A 16,725-nucleotide genomic window follows, 5' to 3' on the forward strand; every position below is an offset into this window, starting at 1 on the left:
GGAGGTACTCATCATGGTGAACTCGTTAATCGGAGCCCTTGAATCCGGCCTGCTTTATGCGCTGATGGCGCTTGGAGTATATATTACCTTTCGGATTTTGGATTTTCCGGATCTAACGGTGGATGGAAGTTTTACGACGGGCGGCGCAATCGCAGCTGTCATGATTACGAAAGGAGCAAATCCGGTAATGGCTACCTTGCTCGCTTGCTGCGGCGGGATCATCGCCGGTATGCTTACGGGATTGCTTCATACGAAAGGCCGCATCAACGGGCTGCTGTCAGGAATACTGATGATGATCGCGCTTTACTCGATTAACATGCGGATCTTGGGCAAACCCAACGTATCGCTGCTTGGCGAAGCAACGCTCTTTAGCTCCATTTCCCCGCTGTGGCTGATGCCGTTCGTCGTAATTGCGATCAAGCTGCTGCTGGACTTGTTCTTTAAGACGGATCTCGGGCTTGCGCTGCGCGCAACCGGGGATAACAAGCGCATGATTCGCAGCTTCGGCGCACATACCGATAACACGATTATTCTTGGCCTAAGTCTGTCGAATGGGCTGGTTGCTTTATCGGGTGCGCTGATTGCCCAGCAGTCTGGCTTTGCCGATATCACGTCAGGGATCGGTATGATCGTTATCGGGCTGGCTTCCGTCATTATTGGGGAAGCAATTCTGGGGGCGAGAACCGTATTCTTTGCTACGCTGGCCGCGATCGTAGGCTCGATCGTTTATCGTGTGGTTGTCGCATTGGCTCTGCGCATCGAATGGTTTGAGACATCGGATTTAAAGCTGATTACCGCGGTGATCGTAATTGTTGCTTTGGTGCTTCCATCCGTGCGCCGCGCATCCAAGCAGCGCTCGCTTGGCCGGAGACGCTCAAAAGAGGTTGCGGAGTCGCTTGGTGAACATGTAGGTATGGGGGGTGGGCGTTAATGCTGGAGCTATCGAATGTCTCCAAGCTGTTTCATCCCGGGTCACCGGATGAGAAGATTGCGCTCGCTAACGTCAGTCTGCATTTGCAGCCAGGTGATTTTGTTACCGTAGTCGGCAGTAATGGCGCCGGGAAGTCCACCTTGATGAATATGATCTCCGGCGTACTCAAACCTGACGTCGGTGAGATCCGCATTGCCGGGAACGAGGTCAGCCATTTGATCGAACACCAAAGAAGCCGCTGGATTGGCCGGGTCTTCCAGGATCCGATGGCCGGTACGGCGCCGAATATGACGATCGAAGAGAATTTGGCGATGGCGTATTCGCGGGGCAAGATGAGAGGGCTGGGGCTGGGCATCAATGCCTCGCGCCGCGTCCTGTTCCGCCAGCAGCTCAGCCGGCTTGGCATCGGGCTGGAGAATAGGCTGCGGGCCAAGGTCGGCACGTTGTCCGGCGGTGAGCGCCAGGCGCTCAGCCTGCTGATGGCGACCTTCACCCGGCCGCAAATTCTACTGCTGGACGAGCACACCGCCGCGCTTGACCCGGCTCGGGCCGAGTTGGTGACGCAGCTAACGCAGAGCATCGTGAACGAGATGAAGCTGACGACGCTGATGGTGACGCATAACATGGAGCAGGCCATTCGTCTCGGTAATCGCCTCATCATGATGGATAAGGGCCGCATCATTCTTGACGTGAATGAAGCGAGAAAGAAGACGCTGACGATCGAAGAGCTGCTTGGCGAATTCGAAAGAATCAGCGGGCACAAGCTGTCGGACGACCGTGTCGTGCTCGGATAGAAATCATGCGCCGTCTGCCATGCAGCGGGCGCATAACATAAAAGCTGCCATACCCTTGACGCATCGCAATGCGACGGGGTATGGCGGCTTTTTTGCCATCTCATTCATCGAACGCTTCAAGGGGATGATCATTCGGGTAAACATAAGGCGTCGCCGGGCGGGGAATTTCGCGGATTTCCTCCGCTGAGACGGCGAGGACTTCCCGATCGTCGCGGAGCGTCGTTTGCAGCGTCCCCTGCACTTCGATCCAGGCATCCCGCTCGAACCAGGGAAGAGGCTGAGCTGAGGAAACGACGACGCCGAACGGATAGGCGTCCGCGGTGCAGCATTGGACAAGAAATCGGCCAACAATGAATTCACGCGCCCTGTCCGAGCCGGGATCCTCATAGACGAAGCCGCTCAGCTTCACGGTTTTGCCCCGGAATTGATCCTTGAACAGCTCGAAGGCGCCTATCGTCTCGGAGTAAATTTCCGGTTTAACTTCGATAATGTCTTGAGGATATAATTTTTTGGCGAGCTCGGCGAACTCCGTATTGTACTTGTCCGGGGCGATGAAAACATCGTTGAGGTGCTCCGTGTTCAGCGCAGGAGATGAGAGCTGCATGCCCTTTTGGTCTGCCGCCATGCTGCCTAGCGCCTGATCTGGCATAAAAACGCCGAGCAGCAACGGGACGAGGAAGAGGACGTAAGCAGCGGCGCTCTTTAACAGGGATGCAGGCGCAGCATGGTGCTCGCAGCCGCAGGCGGGGGAAGCGCTGCGAAACAGTGCCTCCCAGGCGAGGCATAGGGACATGGCAGCGAGCGGAATCGCGCTGTAGCGAAGCCAAGGCTCCATTTTCGGGGCGATATAGTAATGCAGCGTGCCGCTTCTGGACAGATGGGCGATAAATAAGGCGAAGGCCAATAAAATGAAGCTTCGTGCAAGCTGCTGCCGCCGCAGTGTTGTGTGGGCTTTTTTCATAATGGTAAACCTCCTTCGCTTAGGGAATGGGTATCAGCTTAGATAGAGCTTGCCTACGAGGACAGAGCCGATAAATACGACGGTACAGATGAGAAAGGCGAAATAAAGTACGAATTTGGCTTTAAATACGGACAGGAGCATCAGGACGTTCTTGAGATCCAGCATCGGTCCGAATACGAGAAAGGCGAGCAGGGAGCCGGCCGAAAACGTATGCGTGAATGCGGCAGCGACAAAGGCGTCGGAGGTTGAGCACAGCGATAATAAAAAGGCGAAGCCCATCATGAAGGCGTAGGAACCAACAGGCCCGCCGCCGATGGCGAGAAGGCTCTCTCTGGGAACAAAGGATTGAATAGCGGCCGTAATGAGGCAGCCCATGATCAAGTATTTTCCCATGTCAAATACTTCGTCGGCCGCGTGAACGAATACGGCTGTTATCTTCCTGCCTTGCCGGGAATGATCGTGATGATGTCCATGGGCATGTTCGTGGGAATGATTATGGTTGTGATTATGGCTCGAAGCGTCTGGAAGGAGTTTGGCTCTTAGCGGATTCCCTTTCCAGGTGGCGTAAATCATCCAGCCGATCGCTGCGGCGGCAACGAAGGCTAATCCCATTCTGGCATAGACCATTTCCGGATGCAGCCGAAACGCCATATAGGTCGCGCCGTATACAACCGGGTTGACGATCGGTCCGGCCAAAATGAATACGGCGGCAATGTATACGGGCATTCCTTTTTGAATGAGCTTGCGGATCAGGGGAATCATTCCGCATTCGCACACCGGAAATATGAAACCTAGCGCACAGGCGAATAAAATGCCGGCGGCGGGGTTTTTGGGAATCCATTTGCTTAATGTGTCTTCGGAAATATATAGATGTACGAGCGAGGAGAGCAGCGCCCCGATTAGCACGAAAGGGAGCGCCTCCAGCAGTATGCCAATAAAGCTTGTCTTGAACAGATGTAGGTAATTGAAGTCAAGCGAAATCAAAGGCAGCAAAGCGGGTGAAATAACGATTAGGCAGGCCAATACAAAGGCTGCGGGAAGCAAAAAGGGAAGCCATCGGGATAGGCGCAATGGGTTCATAGCAATCTCCTCTATTTTTCATAGGTTTATCTTAATCATAATAATTACTATTAGTAACGGACGAGGTTCAGAACAGAAATCATAAACTTTGCCTGTCAGCTAACATTGACAAACTGGCGGGCAGATATTATATTAGGTTCTATTAATCGTAAAATTTACGATTAGTGTCTGTGTTATCATTCTGATTTACGAAGGGAGTCGGGCGAATGGCTGATAAACAATTACCGGTTACCGTGCTTAGCGGATATTTGGGCTCGGGGAAAACAACGGTGCTGAACCATGTGTTGAATAATCGCCAGGGGCTGAGAGTTGCCGTCATTGTCAACGATATGAGCGAAATAAACATTGATGCAGGACTGGTAAGCGCAGAAACCAATCTGTCGCGGACAGAGGAGAAACTGGTAGAAATGTCCAATGGCTGCATTTGCTGCACCCTGCGGGATGATTTGCTGAAGGAAGTGCAGAAGCTGGCGGAGGAAGGGAGATTTGATTATATTCTCATTGAATCTACCGGCATAAGTGAACCGATTCCGGTTGCCCAGACTTTTACTTATGAGGATACAGAGACCGGGATTGATTTGCGTGGTCTGGCTAGGCTGGACTGTATGGTGACCGTCGTTGATGCCTATCGTTTCTGGCATGATTTCTCCTCCGGGGAGACGCTGCTCGAGAGAGGCGAGGCCAGCGGTGAAGAGGATACGCGGGATGTCGTAGATCTGTTGATCGATCAAATCGAAACCTGCAATGTGCTGGTACTGAATAAATGCGACTTGATCGGAGAAGAGGAACTGGATGAACTGGAGGAGGTACTTAGAAAGCTGCAGCCAACCGCCAAATTTATCCGATCACAGCACGGCAGCATCGATCCTGCGGAAATATTGAATACAGGTTTGTTTGATTTCGAGCAGGTGAGCACGTCCGCCGGCTGGATCAAGGAGCTTCAGCAGGAGAGCCATACCCCTGAGACAGAGGAATACGGCATCAGCTCCTTTGTGTACCGCAGAGTGCGGCCGTTTCATCCGGAGCGGCTGGCTGGCTTTATGAGCGAGTGGCCTGAAGAGGTCGTGCGTGCGAAAGGTTTGGCCTGGATCGCGGCCAAGACGGATTTGGCGGCGAGCTTGAGCCAGGCCGGACCGTCGATTCAATTTGGGCCGGCGGGGCAGTGGCTGGCGTCTTTTCCGCAAGAGCAGCAGGAGGAGGTCCTCCGCAGCGAGCCGGAGATGAGACGGAAATGGGATGAAGTATGGGGAGACCGCCTCAATGAAATCGTGTTTATCGGCATACATATGGACCGTGCCGAGATTGAGGAATCACTGGATCAATGCCTGTTGACAGAGGAAGAAATGGGCATGGATTGGGCCAGCTTCCGTAACCCACTTCCGTGGATCAGCGATGAGGAGTATTTAGCAGCAGGCCTTGGTTAGGAAGCTAAGCAGGCAGAAATTTTGGCTGAATTAAAAGGAGGGTATCGAATGAGAGTAGTCGTAACGCTGGCATGCACAGAATGCGGGGATCGTAACTATACCACAACGAAAAACAAAAAAACGCATCCCGAACGTCTGGAGCTAAGAAAGTATTCGCCGCGTCTGAGGAAATATACTATTCATCGCGAAACTAGATAGGATGGAATATAAGCGCGCAGCAGCGTCTTGCATCTGCGGATTAAAGGTGGAAGTGTTGGTTTTGTTAATCGTAATATTTACGTATAAGTGAGGGGTTTGCATGATTTTGTCTTCCATGCGGAATGTCGTATTCGGGTATGGGGATACGCCAGTGCTCAGCGGCATTTCCGTGGATATTCATAAAGGAGAGTTTGTCGGAATTACCGGCCCTAATGGCGCCGCCAAAACAACATTGCTGAAGCTGCTGCTCGGCCTGCTTGAACCATGGAGCGGTTCGGTGCACATCTATACCGAGGCGTTGGAAGGGGAGCGTTTAAATATCGGATATGTGCCGCAGAACGTAGCATCATTTAATAGCGGTTTTCCCAGCCGGGTGCTGGAATTAGTCAGGTCAGGCTGCTATTCCCGGTTAGGCCTGTTCAAGCGATTTACAGGGGAACAGCATAAAATTGTCGAGCAGAGTTTAAAGCAGGTCGGCATGTGGGAATACCGGCATCGCAAAGTTGGGGAGCTGTCCGGGGGACAGAAGCAGCGGATTTGCATTGCCAGGGCTTTGGCGGGGCAGCCGAACGTGCTTGTCCTGGATGAGCCTACGGCGGGAATGGATCAGCAGGGAAGATTGGGCTTCTATCAGCTTATGCGCCATTATGTTACAACGCATGGCATGACCGTCATCATGGTGACGCATGAGCTTCAGGAGTCGGGAAAATACTTGGATCGCATCATTTCATTGGAACAGCGGGAGAGCGAGGGATGGCAATGTTTGACTACGAGTTCATGCAGCGTGCATTTTGGGCCGGAGCTATGCTTGGAATAATCGCTCCCGTCTTAGGCGTCTATTTGATGCTCAGGCGGCAGGCGCTGATGGCGGACACGCTGTCCCATGTCTCTTTGGCCGGGGTGGCGCTTGGTTCCTTAATTGGTATGAATCCCACCATGACGGGGATTGCAGCCGCCGTCCTTGGCGGAGTTCTTGTGGATAGGTTGAGGCAGGCATATCGGACCTATAGCGAAATGTCCGTAGCGATCATTATGACCTCGGGTCTTGCCCTTGCCATCGTGCTCATGAGCTTGCGTACCAATTGGAGCAAAAGCTTCAGCTCCTATTTGTTTGGCTCGATTGTGGCGGTGAATGATGCGGGACTGTGGTTGATTGGCGGCGTGACAGCGGCAGGGGTGATTTATTTGTTCGTGCTGCGCAGACCGCTTTATAATATGACCTTTGACGAAGAGACGGCGCAGATCAGCGGTTTGCAGGTGAAGCGGCTGTCGTTCTCGTTTGCGGTATTAACAGGCATGACGGTGGCCGCAGCGATGCCGATCGTCGGCGTCCTGCTCGTCTCTTCACTTATGGTTCTGCCGGCCTCACTCGCCCTGCGCATTGCCAGCGGGTTCACGATGGCGCTGCTGGTTTCGGTCGCGGCCGGATGGCTGGGCATCTTCAGCGGTTTGACCATTTCATATTACGTCAACGTACCGCCGGGAGGCACGATTTCGCTTATGCTGCTGTTGATGCTGTTGTCCGGCATGCTCGTGCAGAAACTGCGGCGGAGACAGGGTAGGTACAAACAACAAGCTCTGCTTATGGGACAAGAAAGCAGAACTTCAAATTTTCGAGAGGGAGTGGAAGGGTGAATAAACATCGCATTCAAACAGGAAGTAAAGGAAGGAATAGAGTATGGAACAAGGGGCTAGCTGCCGCCGCACTGCTGCTTGCGGTCATCATGGTCGTTGCGGCATGTGGCGCTAAGGGGGGCGCAGGCGTTGGCGGAGCAGAAGCGGAGTCTCCCGCCTCGACGGTTCCCGACTCCTCCAGCGAGGGTAAACTGAATATTCAAGTCAGCTTTTATCCGATGTATGAATTCACGAAACAAGTAGCGGGAGACGCAGCTGATGTGCAGGTGCTAGTACCAAGCGGCGTTGAGCCGCATGACTGGGAGCCAACACCCCGGGATATCGCCAAACTGGAGGAAGCCGATGTGTTCGTCTATAACGGCGCCGGCATGGAGGGCTGGGTAGAGCAGGTTCTGTCCGCCGTCAGCAGCGAGAAGCTCGTGAAAATAGAAGCCAGTCACGGGCTCGACATTATTGAGGATGCCGACGCGCATGATCATCATGACGGTGATGGGCATGAACATGCCGGGGACGAGGATCATGAGCATCACGACCACGACCACGATCATGAGCAGGTAAATGAAGAGGCTCACGATCACGATCACGACCATGAAGCAGCCGGTCACCATGACCATGATCACGATCATGATCACGGCGGGCTGGATCCGCATGTATGGCTCTCTCCGGCCCTTGCGGTACAGGAGGTTCGTAATATTGAAGCAGGTCTTTCTCAGGCCGCGCCGGAACATCAAGAGCTGTTCAAGAAAAACGCGGACGCTTACGTGGCGAAGTTAGAGTCTTTGGATCAGGAGTTTCGAGACGCATTTGCGAGCGTGAAGCGCAAGGATTTCATTACACAGCACGCCGCATTCGGATATCTCGCGCGGGAGTACGGGCTCCAGCAGGTGCCGATCGCCGGACTGTCGCCGGAGTTGGAGCCGTCGGCAGCCCAGATGGCGGATATCGTCAAGTTTGCCAGGGAGCACGATGTGAAGACAATTTTCTTCGAGACGCTGGTATCCTCCAAAGTAGCCGAAGCCATTTCTAAAGAAATCGGCGCCCAAACGGCCATCCTTAATCCAATCGAAGGTTTAACGGAGGAAGATTTAAGTAACAGCCGGGATTACATCGCACTGATGCGACAAAACTTAGAGGCGTTGAAATTAGCGCTTAACGAATAGCCTTAAAGCCTTAGGATGAGATGTTTCTGCCATAGAAAATCTCATCCATTTCCGTTTTCAGCAGCTCGGTGATTTCCGCCTGCTCCTGCAGGCTAAGTTTGTCCTTCGTATAGCCGAACAAATAATTGTTCAGATCAAATTCCTTCAGCTTGCATTTGGTATGGAAAATATGCTCCTGGTACACGTTCACGTCAATCATATGGTACGCATCAATAACTTCATCCGGGATGTAATTCTGGATAGAACTGATCTCGTGGTCGATGAACAGCTTATGCCCATTGATATCCCGCGTGAACCCGCGAACCCGGTAATCGATCGTCATAATGTCTGTATCAAAGGAATGGATTAAATAATTAAGCGCCTTGAGCGGCGAAATTTCACCGCAGGTGGACACGTCGATATCGGCCCGGAACGTACTGATTCCTTCGTCCGGGTGATATTCGGGATACGTATGGACGGTAATATGGCTCTTATCGAGCTGTAATACCACGTTGTCCGGCAGCGGCCCCGGTGATTCCTCAAAAGACTCCGTAGGCACCTCCACGATAGGCCCCTCTGATACTAGCACAGTCACACTCGCTCCTTGCGGCACATAATCTTGCTTGGCCACATTGAGTACATGTGCTCCGATGATGTCGGACACGGCCATGAGAATCTGGGTCAGTCTGTCCGAATTGTACTGCTCGTCGATATATTCTATATAAGCTTGCCGTTCTTCCTTTGTTTTCGTGTAGCAGATATCATACATATTGAAGCTTAGCGATTTGGTCAGGTTGTTGAATTCGTGCAGCTCTATACGCTGTTTTGGTGTCAGTGTCATAGCAGCCTCCGTTATTAAATGATATGCCTTAATTATCTTTATACCCATTCTGCCTCTTCTCTAACGGCCGTAAGAATTATGGATTATAATGGAGTAAGTACTTTATTTGCAGAGGAGCGATCCTATGAATATGCAAGCTATTTTCGATGCATTTCCACTGCTGGAATCGAGAGACCTGATCATGAAGAAAATTGAGCTTGGCCATCTTGACGAAGTATATTCCATTTATAGCAATGACAATGTATTCGAATATTGCGGGATTATTCCCAAGCATAATAAAGAGACGGTCAAATCGATGATTGGGCATTTCGAGCGGGATTTCACGAAGCGCACCCGGATCAAATGGGGAATTTTCCAAAGACAGGACGAGGACAGATTGGTTGGTATTCTGGAGGTCTTCGATTTTAACCAGAAGGTGAATATGGTTACGATCGGTTATTTTTTGTCGGAATCGCATTGGGGACAAGGGATCGCATCGCAGGCGGTACAGGCTGTGGTCAAGTTTCTATTTGAAAATGCCCATGTAAACCGCATTCAAGCAGAAGTGATGCCGTCGAACGATTCATCCAAAAAGGTGCTGCTCAAAAATGGCTTTCAGCAGGAAGGCATCCTGAGGCAAGCTCATCTATGGTCCGGCAAGGGCGTGGTCGATCTGGAGATTTACGGCATTTTACGAGAGGAATATGTATAAACTTCATCTGTTAAAAAAAGCGGCAGGCCCGGCATTATACCGGACCCGCCTTTTTGGCTTTATGCATCTATGGTTATGCTTCCGCCGACTCGTCCTGGGCCTCGAGATCCTCAGCTTGGATTCTCGGAGTAACGACAGAAACGAGCAGCTCGTTTTCCGAAGACAACAACGTAACTTCAGGCGGAAGCTCTACATTTCCGACTAGAAGTGAATCACCAACATCCAGCCCGCTAATATCGACGCTGATGGATGACGGCAGCTGGTGAGGCAATGCTTCAACCTCGATGAATGTGCTCTGCGTCTGTACGATGCCACCCAACTTCGTACCTTTCGGGGTACCGGCGTAATCAAGCGTTACTCTCGTACGAACGAGCTCATCCTTCTTTACACGGAGGAAATCCACATGAATATATTCGCGTGTCACAGCATCCCGCTGCAATCCTTCGAGCAGTACAGGGACTTTATCGGAGCCTCCCACTTGAACCTCCAATAACCCTGATCCTCCGCCTCTGACCCAACGTTGAAATTCCTGCGAGGAAATATGAATCATGTCGCTTTCTTTGTTCAGTCCCATAACAACGCCTGGAAGACGTCCGCTGTGGCGCAGGCGCTTCAGGCCAGACCTGTTCATGGGTGATCTTTGTTCCGCTGCAAAACATGCTCTCATCACTACAACACTCCTTATAATTCAACAATAATATTTTGTGCTCCCAAAATCCCTATCCGTCCGTGAACATTGATTTCGCCCCCTGCGCGGGGGTATAAAGAGCACCATGACATCACCGCCCTGGTTAACATTAAATGTTAATAGATGTACATATACATGAAGGCACCTCGCTTCGTTGGAAGCGAAATGCCTTATAAAATAACGATAGCATAAACGTGTTGGTCTGTCGACAACTGACAGCTGTTATTCATCACTTTGTACTAATTACCATAATTATGCTTGAATGAACTTAACGATGGGACTGATTCAAGTGCAGCTGGACAAAGAAGGTTATTTGCTCGTCTGCCATGAAGGAGAAACGGACCGTTTTGTGGAAATAGAACCTGGCGTGCTGAGCCTGTGGGATACTAGAAGAAATCAATGATTGGAAAATAACTGCTGTATGCTTCGGTGAGAGGGGGATAGGCCATGTGCGTGGATAACCAATATATCGTCTTTCATGAATTCGGAACGCCTGAAGACGTCCTGAAGGTCGAACAGAGGCCCGTTACAGCCCCCGGACAAGGTGAGATGCTAGTCCGAATGATCGCCCGGCCGGTCAATCCTTCGGATCTGATTCCGATCCGGGGAGCGTATTCGCACCGGATATCACTTCCCTGCATTCCTGGATACGAAGGCGTCGGCATTGTGAAGGACGTGGGGAAGGATGTCGCTCAGGAGTTGATCGGCAAGCGGGTGCTACCGCTGCGGGGTGAAGGAACCTGGCAGCAATACGTGAAGGCGCCAGCGTCCTGGGCCGTTGCCATTCCGGATGCTATAACGGATGATGAGGCAGCGCAGCTGTATATCAACCCGGTGACTGCATGGCTTATTTGCCGGGATATATTGGGCTTGAAGCCAGGGGCGGTTCTTGTCGTCAACGCATGCGGCTCTGCGCTCGGACGGATTTTTGCCCAGTTGTGCAAAATTTTTGGCGTAAGATTCATCGCAGTGACGAGAAATGATCATCACACGAAAGAACTGCTTGAGCTAGGTGCGGATTCCGTGATCAACACGGATGAGACTCCACTAAAGCCGGCCATCATGGAGCAGACTGGCGGCCTGGGGGCAGACGCTGCGGTGGATATGATCGGAGGCGGCCCAGGTACGGACCTGGCTTGCTGCGTACGCGCAGACGGGGTGTTTGTAACGCTGGGGCTTCTATCGGGAGTGCCGCTGGATTGGGTCGAAATCAGGCGCAGTACGACCGCTGCGGCGAAGCTGTTTCATCTGCGGCATTGGAATGAGACAGTTAGCGTTCAAGTGTGGCAGGATACTTTTAGGGAGCTGATGTCCTTAATCCAAGCGAAACAGCTTGTGCTGCAACTGCCGCGGTCGCGCTTTGAGCTGCAGAAGGCAGGCGCCGCGGTACGTGCCGCCGAAGCTTCCGGGAGAAACCCGGGGAAATACTTTCTTATGTAACCCCACATAAAAAACAGCAGCCAGGATCTCTGCTCCTGTGCTGCTGTTTTGGAATATATCTTACAGTAAACCCCACAATGCCGGTACGATTGCCGGTTCCCAGCCTGGCAGGGAAGTGTGGGCTTGGATGCAATAGTATGTTTGGCCCTCGTATGTCACTTGATCGTTAGCCTTGTAGTTGACGTTTGGCGCCCAGGGAGCAATGGCGTTCCCGCCGTCTGCATCGGTCGCTGCCGTCACTGAAGCGCCATCGGATACATTGCCCGCGGCATCTTGGGCTTTTACCGTGAACGTATACGTCGTATTCGGTGTGAGTCCACTAATCGTGGCGCTCGTGCCGGATACGTTCAGCTCGTTCGAGCCATAGCTGACCGTATATCCTGTAACGCCCACGTTATCTGTGGATGCACCCCAGGATAGAGTGACGCTGTTCGATGTCTTTCCGGTGACCTGAAGATTCGCAGGTGCGGTTGGCGGCGTCGTATCGCCGGCAGCCGGGTCTGTCGTGACGGACAATGGGCTGCTTGGAGCGGATACGTTGCCCGCGGCATCCCGGGCTTTTATTGTAAACGTATAGGTTGTATTCGGTGCGAGTCCGCTGATCGTGGCACTCGTGCCGGACACGCTCAACTCGTTCGGGCCGTAGCTGACCGTATATCCTATAACGCCAACATTATCCGTGGATGCGCCCCAGGAGAGGGAGACGCTGGTAGGCGTTTTTCCAGTAACCTGAAGATTCGCCGGTACAGTTGGCGGCGTCGTATCCGAACCGTTGCCAGGTCCGCCCGTTCCTGTGGACAAATCGCTCGCCAGCTTGTTCAAGAGCGTCTTGTTCCGGTCGCCGCTGAACTCCCAGAACATGGCCCCGCCTAGACCATTGCTCTTAATGAAGTCGGTTTTGTGGCTGAAGGACTCTACGTCGTCATAGGAAATATAAATGCGGCTTGAGGCGTTGTATAAGTATGGCACTTTAGCCGTGTCGTTCCAATGACGAGTATATCCATTTTTGTTGATATAATTCGCTTCCAGATCGCTGAAATCGAAAATGCCGGATTCCCATGTCCCGTTCGAGACTCCAGAGCAGCTTTGGTACTGTCCGTTGCCGCCGGAGCCGCAATTTGCCCAGCCGCGACCGTAGAACGGCATGCCCATTACGATTTTACTTGCCGGAACGCCTGCATTCAGATGGCCTTGAATTCCAGTGGCGGCATTGAATGTCGCTGCATCGGGCACTCCTGCGGCAGCAGCGGCAGGATCGTAGTGAAGAGGAGCGTTATGCGCGCTAACGGTTTGCCAGCCGCCGTTGAAGTCGTAGGTCATAATATTGATCCAGTCGACAACCGATGCGATGCCGGCAAGCTCGGTATTTTGCGCAAATGACGGACTTGCGCCCGAGGCGATCGTCAGCAGATAGGTTTTACCGTCTTGCGCGCCGGCTGCGTCAAGCTTCTCGCGGATTTTTTGCAGCAGCAGCGTATAGTTTTGCTTATCCGCAGGGCTGACGCTATTGCCGGATAATCCGCCGCCAACCGGATATTCCCAATCCAGGTCCACGCCGTCAAATTGATATTTGCGCAGGAAATCAACCGCCGAGTTGGCAAAGGTCTCGCGTGTTTGCGCGTTTGCCGCCACATCGGAGAAGCGGTTCGACCAGCTCCAGCCGCCGACGGAAATAATCGTCTTCAGTCCAGGATTCTCTTGCTTCAGCTTGATCAACTGGCCGATATTCCCTTTAATCGGTTTATCCCAGGTATCGCCCGGGAAGGATTTTTGGGCGTCGATCCAGGGATCGCCGAGTACGATCGTACCGTTTGGCACATTGATCGTGCCGATCTCGTCTTGACAGGACCAAGTGACCGGGTTAGGTCCGGTAGGGTCCGGATTTCCGTGTATGCCGTTCCAGCAAATATCCGCGAACGCATAGTTGATGTGCGTCACTTTGCTGGCATCGATATCGGAGACGTTATAGTTCCTTCCATACGCCCCCCAGGACGGATAATAGCCGATGATTTTATAATCGGAAGCCGCCTCCGCTTTTTGCCCCCCGTAAGCCAATGAGGAAAACACAGATAGAGTTACGATGATAGCCAACAGCAGGATGCTGCCCTTTGAAAATAATTGTTTACGTAGTGTCATTGCTTAAATCCACCTCTTGTCCAATAGTTTTGTAGTGCATGAAGCCTGCAGGCAAATCTAAGAATCTATCAACCCCCTTTATGGAATAATCAGCAAATAATAGGAAAGGGTTACCTATTATTCTAATTGCTAGGCGGATTCGTATGAAGGGAGAGGTTTGTGTGATTAGGGGAGAAAAATCTACCATATTGTATGGAGAGGTATATCAAATTCGGCGACAGGGTTAAAAGGAGTTTTATGCAAAAAAAGAGCCCAGTTATGAATGTTAACAGGGCCCTAGTCAGCTCTATGGTGTTTTCACGGCTTACCTCTATTCAGTGCGTAGGCTTTATTGCAGCACATCAACGACCGGCGTACTCCTCGTATTGTGTGGTGAAATGATTGATTTTGGTCGTTACTTTTTGCAGATGTTTCTGCATGGTTCGGATCTCGTTCTCGACGTTTTTCTTATGCTCGATCAATATTTCACAGCGCTGTTTCAGCGTTCCTCCGCCTTGTACGCTTAAATCGACGAATTCCTTGATCTGCTTAATAGGCATGCCTGTTTCCTTCAGGCAGCAGATTAATCCAAGCCACTCCAAATCGTCGTCGGTAAAGCGGCGTATGCCGCCTTCACTGCGCTTGACGAACGGGAGCAGTCCTTCTTTTTCATAATAACGCAGCGTGTGACTAGGCAAATTAGTTTTTTCCGATACTTGTTTAATGGAGTAGATCATCGCCATCTTATTTCTCTCCCGAATATAATTTGGTGTGCAGCTCTTGACTTGAAGTTAACTTTAAGGCTTAAGATTCTATTGTACAATACAAGCCGTTGATTCAAAAGTTTAGACAAGGAGGATATGAATCATGAGAACGATGAAACTTGGAACCAGCAACCTGGAGGTGCCGGTGATTGCCGTTGGCTGCATGCGCATCAATTCGCTGGGACAAGCCGAGGCGGAGAAATTTGTGCAGACGGCGCTTGAAGCAGGGGCGAATTTTTTTGACCATGCGGATATTTACGGCGGCGGCAACTGCGAGGAGATTTTCGCTGATGCGATTCATATGAATGATGATGTGCGCGAGAAAATTATCCTGCAGTCCAAATGCGGCATTCGCCAGGGTATGTTTGATTTCTCCAAAGAGCATATATTGAATTCCGTAGACGGTATTCTGAAAAGGTTAAAAACCGATTATCTCGACGTGCTGCTGCTGCATCGTCCTGACGCCTTGGTGGAACCGGAGGAAGTAGCAGAGGCGTTCGATAAGCTGGAGAGCTCAGGCAAGGTACGTCATTTCGGGGTCTCCAACCAAAAGCCAATGCAGATCGAGCTGTTGAAGAAGCATGTGAAGCAGCCGCTGGTTGCGAATCAGTTGCAGCTGAGCATCACGAATGCGACGATGATTTCAAACGGAATCAACGTCAACATGGAAAATGACGCTGCGGTCAACCGTGACGGCAGCATTCTCGATTATAGCCGATTGCATGATATTACTATTCAGCCATGGTCGCCGTTCCAATACGGCTTCTTTGAAGGGGTTTTCCTCGGCAGCGACAAATTCCCTGAACTGAACCGGAAAATCGATGAGATCGCGGCAAAATACGAGGTTTCCAACACCACGATCGCGATTGCATGGCTTCTCCGTCATCCGGCTAAAATGCAGCCGGTAACCGGTACGATGAGTCTGGAGAGAATACTGGACTGCTGCAAAGCTGCTGACATCACGCTTACTCGTGAAGAGTGGTACGAAATTTACCGCGCGGCAGGGAATGTGCTTCCCTAGTTCTTTCATAATCTTTTCTTCTATGCCCTTATCCTAAGGGCATTTTTTTTTCTTCTTCGTGTTAGTGAACCATGGACAAATCGTCCGCAAAATCACATTTCCAGCTTGGCTGCGATAAATGTTCACAGAAAGGGTTAAACATATTCAAAAAAAAATCACGTCCTCCAGTGGAGAACGTGATATGAATCTGCTTGACCCCGTGTTTCAACATCGTCATTTACGCCTTCGGGCGACCACTGCCAACCGGCCGTTTTCGGTTGAGTACTCACAAGTAGACAGTACAATCAGCTTATCGCCATACCGGGCTGTTACGCCTGTGTCGTAGAGAGCAAGTTTTTTGATGTTCTGAACATACGACTCGAACTCGGCGGGGGTTCCTACCTTCTCAATCTGGTAGTACTTAAAAACGTTGTCTGATTTGCGATAAACCTGTGAGAGAAAAACGGCAACGATCTCATATTCTTCCTTCTCGTAAAGCGTACTGAACTCGAAAGTAGCATGCTCCCTATAATAGCTTTCTTTCTTGTACTTCATCAGATCTGCAAACATCAGGCCGCTTTTCATATGATGTCCGTGAATCAGCAAAATGCCTGAATCGTTTATCCGGCTGGATGCGTCCAAAAAGAGGAGGCCGTTTTTGCTCTTCTTTTTATCGAAATCATGATTGAGATAGAATTGCGGATCCTGCGGGTTCTGCATGACCGGGTAATCAATACGGGTGCCGTCCATTTTCAGCCAACCGATGATGTCCGGGTTTCTCTCGTAAAGCTCTTGAAATTCGGGGAGCATGACTTGCCCGGGCGCTTTCGTGCTGAAAGGGGAGGGGGAGGCAGAGCCCCCGCCTGTGCCTGATCCGTTTTTCCAGACCGCTGCCAGTTCTTTCATTCGCTGCTGTTCAGCATAATCCCGCAAAAGAATTCGCGCAACAGAGAAGAGAGAGAAAATCAACAGAAGAGTGGAACAGGCGATAAGAACTTTTTTGAGTTTGCTCATTTTCTTCTTA

The 16,725-nt window shown here is 51.3% G+C and carries 18 protein-coding genes; 11 read left to right on the plus strand and 7 right to left on the minus strand.

Annotated elements, in window-relative coordinates; genetic code table 11:
* The first annotated feature begins 13 nt into the window (after window positions 1–13).
* Both ACYUJT_RS01460 and ACYUJT_RS01465 read left to right on the plus strand, forming a co-directional pair.
* Window positions 14–931 carry an ABC transporter permease gene (locus ACYUJT_RS01460; RefSeq protein WP_460318266.1) on the plus strand — a complete coding sequence of 306 codons (918 nt, stop codon included), beginning with the start codon at window positions 14–16 and terminating at the stop codon, window positions 929–931.
* Complete coding sequence (locus ACYUJT_RS01465; protein ID WP_460318268.1) at window positions 931–1,725, plus strand: ABC transporter ATP-binding protein; 795 nt, start codon at window positions 931–933, stop codon at window positions 1,723–1,725. The genes ACYUJT_RS01460 and ACYUJT_RS01465 overlap by 1 nt, the downstream gene beginning before the upstream one ends.
* Window positions 1,726–1,825: 100 nt before the next feature.
* Here the strand turns inward: ACYUJT_RS01465 and ACYUJT_RS01470 are convergent, their stop codons facing one another.
* Complete coding sequence (locus ACYUJT_RS01470; protein WP_460318270.1) at window positions 1,826–2,686, minus strand: TIGR03943 family putative permease subunit; 861 nt, start codon at window positions 2,684–2,686, stop codon at window positions 1,826–1,828.
* Between the two features lie 33 nt (window positions 2,687–2,719).
* Complete coding sequence (locus ACYUJT_RS01475) at window positions 2,720–3,766, minus strand: permease (protein WP_460318272.1); 1,047 nt, start codon at window positions 3,764–3,766, stop codon at window positions 2,720–2,722.
* A gap of 206 nt (window positions 3,767–3,972) precedes the next feature.
* On the opposite strand from ACYUJT_RS01475, the gene ACYUJT_RS01480 reads away from it, so the two are divergent.
* The 5 genes from ACYUJT_RS01480 (at window position 3,973) to ACYUJT_RS01500 (ending at window position 8,183) form a co-directional block, all read left to right on the plus strand.
* The gene (locus tag ACYUJT_RS01480; RefSeq protein ID WP_460318274.1) at window positions 3,973–5,190 is read left to right on the plus strand and encodes a GTP-binding protein; all 1,218 of its coding nucleotides are present in this window, start codon (window positions 3,973–3,975) and stop codon (window positions 5,188–5,190) included.
* A gap of 48 nt (window positions 5,191–5,238) precedes the next feature.
* Window positions 5,239–5,388, plus strand: coding sequence for a 50S ribosomal protein L33 (gene rpmG / locus ACYUJT_RS01485; protein ID WP_059046469.1), 150 nt, complete (start codon window positions 5,239–5,241; stop codon window positions 5,386–5,388).
* A gap of 100 nt (window positions 5,389–5,488) precedes the next feature.
* The gene (locus ACYUJT_RS01490) at window positions 5,489–6,205 is read left to right on the plus strand and encodes a metal ABC transporter ATP-binding protein (protein ID WP_460318277.1); all 717 of its coding nucleotides are present in this window, start codon (window positions 5,489–5,491) and stop codon (window positions 6,203–6,205) included.
* The gene (locus tag ACYUJT_RS01495) at window positions 6,142–7,023 is read left to right on the plus strand and encodes a metal ABC transporter permease (RefSeq protein WP_460318279.1); all 882 of its coding nucleotides are present in this window, start codon (window positions 6,142–6,144) and stop codon (window positions 7,021–7,023) included. The genes ACYUJT_RS01490 and ACYUJT_RS01495 overlap by 64 nt, the downstream gene beginning before the upstream one ends.
* Before the next feature lie 89 nt (window positions 7,024–7,112).
* Window positions 7,113–8,183 carry a metal ABC transporter substrate-binding protein gene (locus ACYUJT_RS01500; RefSeq protein ID WP_460319721.1) on the plus strand — a complete coding sequence of 357 codons (1,071 nt, stop codon included), beginning with the start codon at window positions 7,113–7,115 and terminating at the stop codon, window positions 8,181–8,183.
* A 10-nt stretch (window positions 8,184–8,193) separates the two neighbouring features.
* Here the strand turns inward: ACYUJT_RS01500 and speD are convergent, their stop codons facing one another.
* Entirely contained in the window at window positions 8,194–9,003 is an 810-nt protein-coding gene (speD, locus tag ACYUJT_RS01505) for an adenosylmethionine decarboxylase (protein WP_460318281.1), read from the minus strand.
* A 124-nt stretch (window positions 9,004–9,127) separates the two neighbouring features.
* Between speD and ACYUJT_RS01510 the strand changes: the two genes are divergently transcribed.
* Window positions 9,128–9,694, plus strand: coding sequence for a GNAT family N-acetyltransferase (locus tag ACYUJT_RS01510; RefSeq protein WP_460318283.1), 567 nt, complete (start codon window positions 9,128–9,130; stop codon window positions 9,692–9,694).
* 73 nt (window positions 9,695–9,767) lie between these two features.
* On the opposite strand, the gene ACYUJT_RS01515 is transcribed toward ACYUJT_RS01510, so the two are convergent.
* A complete protein-coding gene (locus ACYUJT_RS01515; RefSeq protein ID WP_460318285.1) occupies window positions 9,768–10,361 on the minus strand; it encodes a 50S ribosomal protein L25 in 594 nt (197 codons plus the stop codon).
* A 283-nt stretch (window positions 10,362–10,644) separates the two neighbouring features.
* Between ACYUJT_RS01515 and ACYUJT_RS01520 the strand changes: the two genes are divergently transcribed.
* A complete protein-coding gene (locus ACYUJT_RS01520; RefSeq protein WP_460318287.1) occupies window positions 10,645–10,785 on the plus strand; it encodes a hypothetical protein in 141 nt (46 codons plus the stop codon).
* A gap of 44 nt (window positions 10,786–10,829) precedes the next feature.
* The gene (locus ACYUJT_RS01525; protein WP_460318289.1) at window positions 10,830–11,822 is read left to right on the plus strand and encodes a zinc-dependent alcohol dehydrogenase family protein; all 993 of its coding nucleotides are present in this window, start codon (window positions 10,830–10,832) and stop codon (window positions 11,820–11,822) included.
* Between the two features lie 60 nt (window positions 11,823–11,882).
* On the opposite strand, the gene ACYUJT_RS01530 is transcribed toward ACYUJT_RS01525, so the two are convergent.
* Both ACYUJT_RS01530 and ACYUJT_RS01535 read right to left on the minus strand, forming a co-directional pair.
* Entirely contained in the window at window positions 11,883–13,958 is a 2,076-nt protein-coding gene (locus ACYUJT_RS01530; RefSeq protein WP_460318290.1) for a glycosyl hydrolase family 18 protein, read from the minus strand.
* A 341-nt stretch (window positions 13,959–14,299) separates the two neighbouring features.
* A complete protein-coding gene (locus ACYUJT_RS01535) occupies window positions 14,300–14,680 on the minus strand; it encodes a MerR family transcriptional regulator (RefSeq protein WP_460318292.1) in 381 nt (126 codons plus the stop codon).
* 124 nt (window positions 14,681–14,804) lie between these two features.
* Between ACYUJT_RS01535 and ACYUJT_RS01540 the strand changes: the two genes are divergently transcribed.
* Window positions 14,805–15,722, plus strand: a complete 918-nt coding sequence (locus tag ACYUJT_RS01540) for an aldo/keto reductase (RefSeq protein ID WP_460318294.1) — start codon at window positions 14,805–14,807, stop codon at window positions 15,720–15,722.
* Window positions 15,723–15,935: 213 nt separating this feature from the next.
* Here the strand turns inward: ACYUJT_RS01540 and ACYUJT_RS01545 are convergent, their stop codons facing one another.
* A complete protein-coding gene (locus tag ACYUJT_RS01545) occupies window positions 15,936–16,715 on the minus strand; it encodes a sortase domain-containing protein (protein WP_460318297.1) in 780 nt (259 codons plus the stop codon).
* Window positions 16,716–16,725: the final 10 nt, after the last annotated feature.

This window comes from Paenibacillus sp. YSY-4.3 (assembly GCF_054767475.1).

Coding starts and splice junctions, on each gene's coding strand:
- ACYUJT_RS01460 (WP_460318266.1), top strand. CDS start 14: ATGGTGAACTCGTTAATCGGAGCCCTTGAATCCGGCCTGCTTTATGCG.
- ACYUJT_RS01465 (WP_460318268.1), top strand. CDS start 931: ATGCTGGAGCTATCGAATGTCTCCAAGCTGTTTCATCCCGGGTCACCG.
- ACYUJT_RS01470 (WP_460318270.1), bottom strand. CDS start 2,686: ATGAAAAAAGCCCACACAACACTGCGGCGGCAGCAGCTTGCACGAAGC.
- ACYUJT_RS01475 (WP_460318272.1), bottom strand. CDS start 3,766: ATGAACCCATTGCGCCTATCCCGATGGCTTCCCTTTTTGCTTCCCGCA.
- ACYUJT_RS01480 (WP_460318274.1), top strand. CDS start 3,973: ATGGCTGATAAACAATTACCGGTTACCGTGCTTAGCGGATATTTGGGC.
- rpmG (WP_059046469.1), top strand. CDS start 5,239: ATGAGAGTAGTCGTAACGCTGGCATGCACAGAATGCGGGGATCGTAAC.
- ACYUJT_RS01490 (WP_460318277.1), top strand. CDS start 5,489: ATGATTTTGTCTTCCATGCGGAATGTCGTATTCGGGTATGGGGATACG.
- ACYUJT_RS01495 (WP_460318279.1), top strand. CDS start 6,142: ATGGCAATGTTTGACTACGAGTTCATGCAGCGTGCATTTTGGGCCGGA.
- ACYUJT_RS01500 (WP_460319721.1), top strand. CDS start 7,113: ATGGTCGTTGCGGCATGTGGCGCTAAGGGGGGCGCAGGCGTTGGCGGA.
- speD (WP_460318281.1), bottom strand. CDS start 9,003: ATGACACTGACACCAAAACAGCGTATAGAGCTGCACGAATTCAACAAC.
- ACYUJT_RS01510 (WP_460318283.1), top strand. CDS start 9,128: ATGAATATGCAAGCTATTTTCGATGCATTTCCACTGCTGGAATCGAGA.
- ACYUJT_RS01515 (WP_460318285.1), bottom strand. CDS start 10,361: ATGAGAGCATGTTTTGCAGCGGAACAAAGATCACCCATGAACAGGTCT.
- ACYUJT_RS01520 (WP_460318287.1), top strand. CDS start 10,645: ATGAACTTAACGATGGGACTGATTCAAGTGCAGCTGGACAAAGAAGGT.
- ACYUJT_RS01525 (WP_460318289.1), top strand. CDS start 10,830: ATGTGCGTGGATAACCAATATATCGTCTTTCATGAATTCGGAACGCCT.
- ACYUJT_RS01530 (WP_460318290.1), bottom strand. CDS start 13,958: ATGACACTACGTAAACAATTATTTTCAAAGGGCAGCATCCTGCTGTTG.
- ACYUJT_RS01535 (WP_460318292.1), bottom strand. CDS start 14,680: ATGGCGATGATCTACTCCATTAAACAAGTATCGGAAAAAACTAATTTG.
- ACYUJT_RS01540 (WP_460318294.1), top strand. CDS start 14,805: ATGAGAACGATGAAACTTGGAACCAGCAACCTGGAGGTGCCGGTGATT.
- ACYUJT_RS01545 (WP_460318297.1), bottom strand. CDS start 16,715: ATGAGCAAACTCAAAAAAGTTCTTATCGCCTGTTCCACTCTTCTGTTG.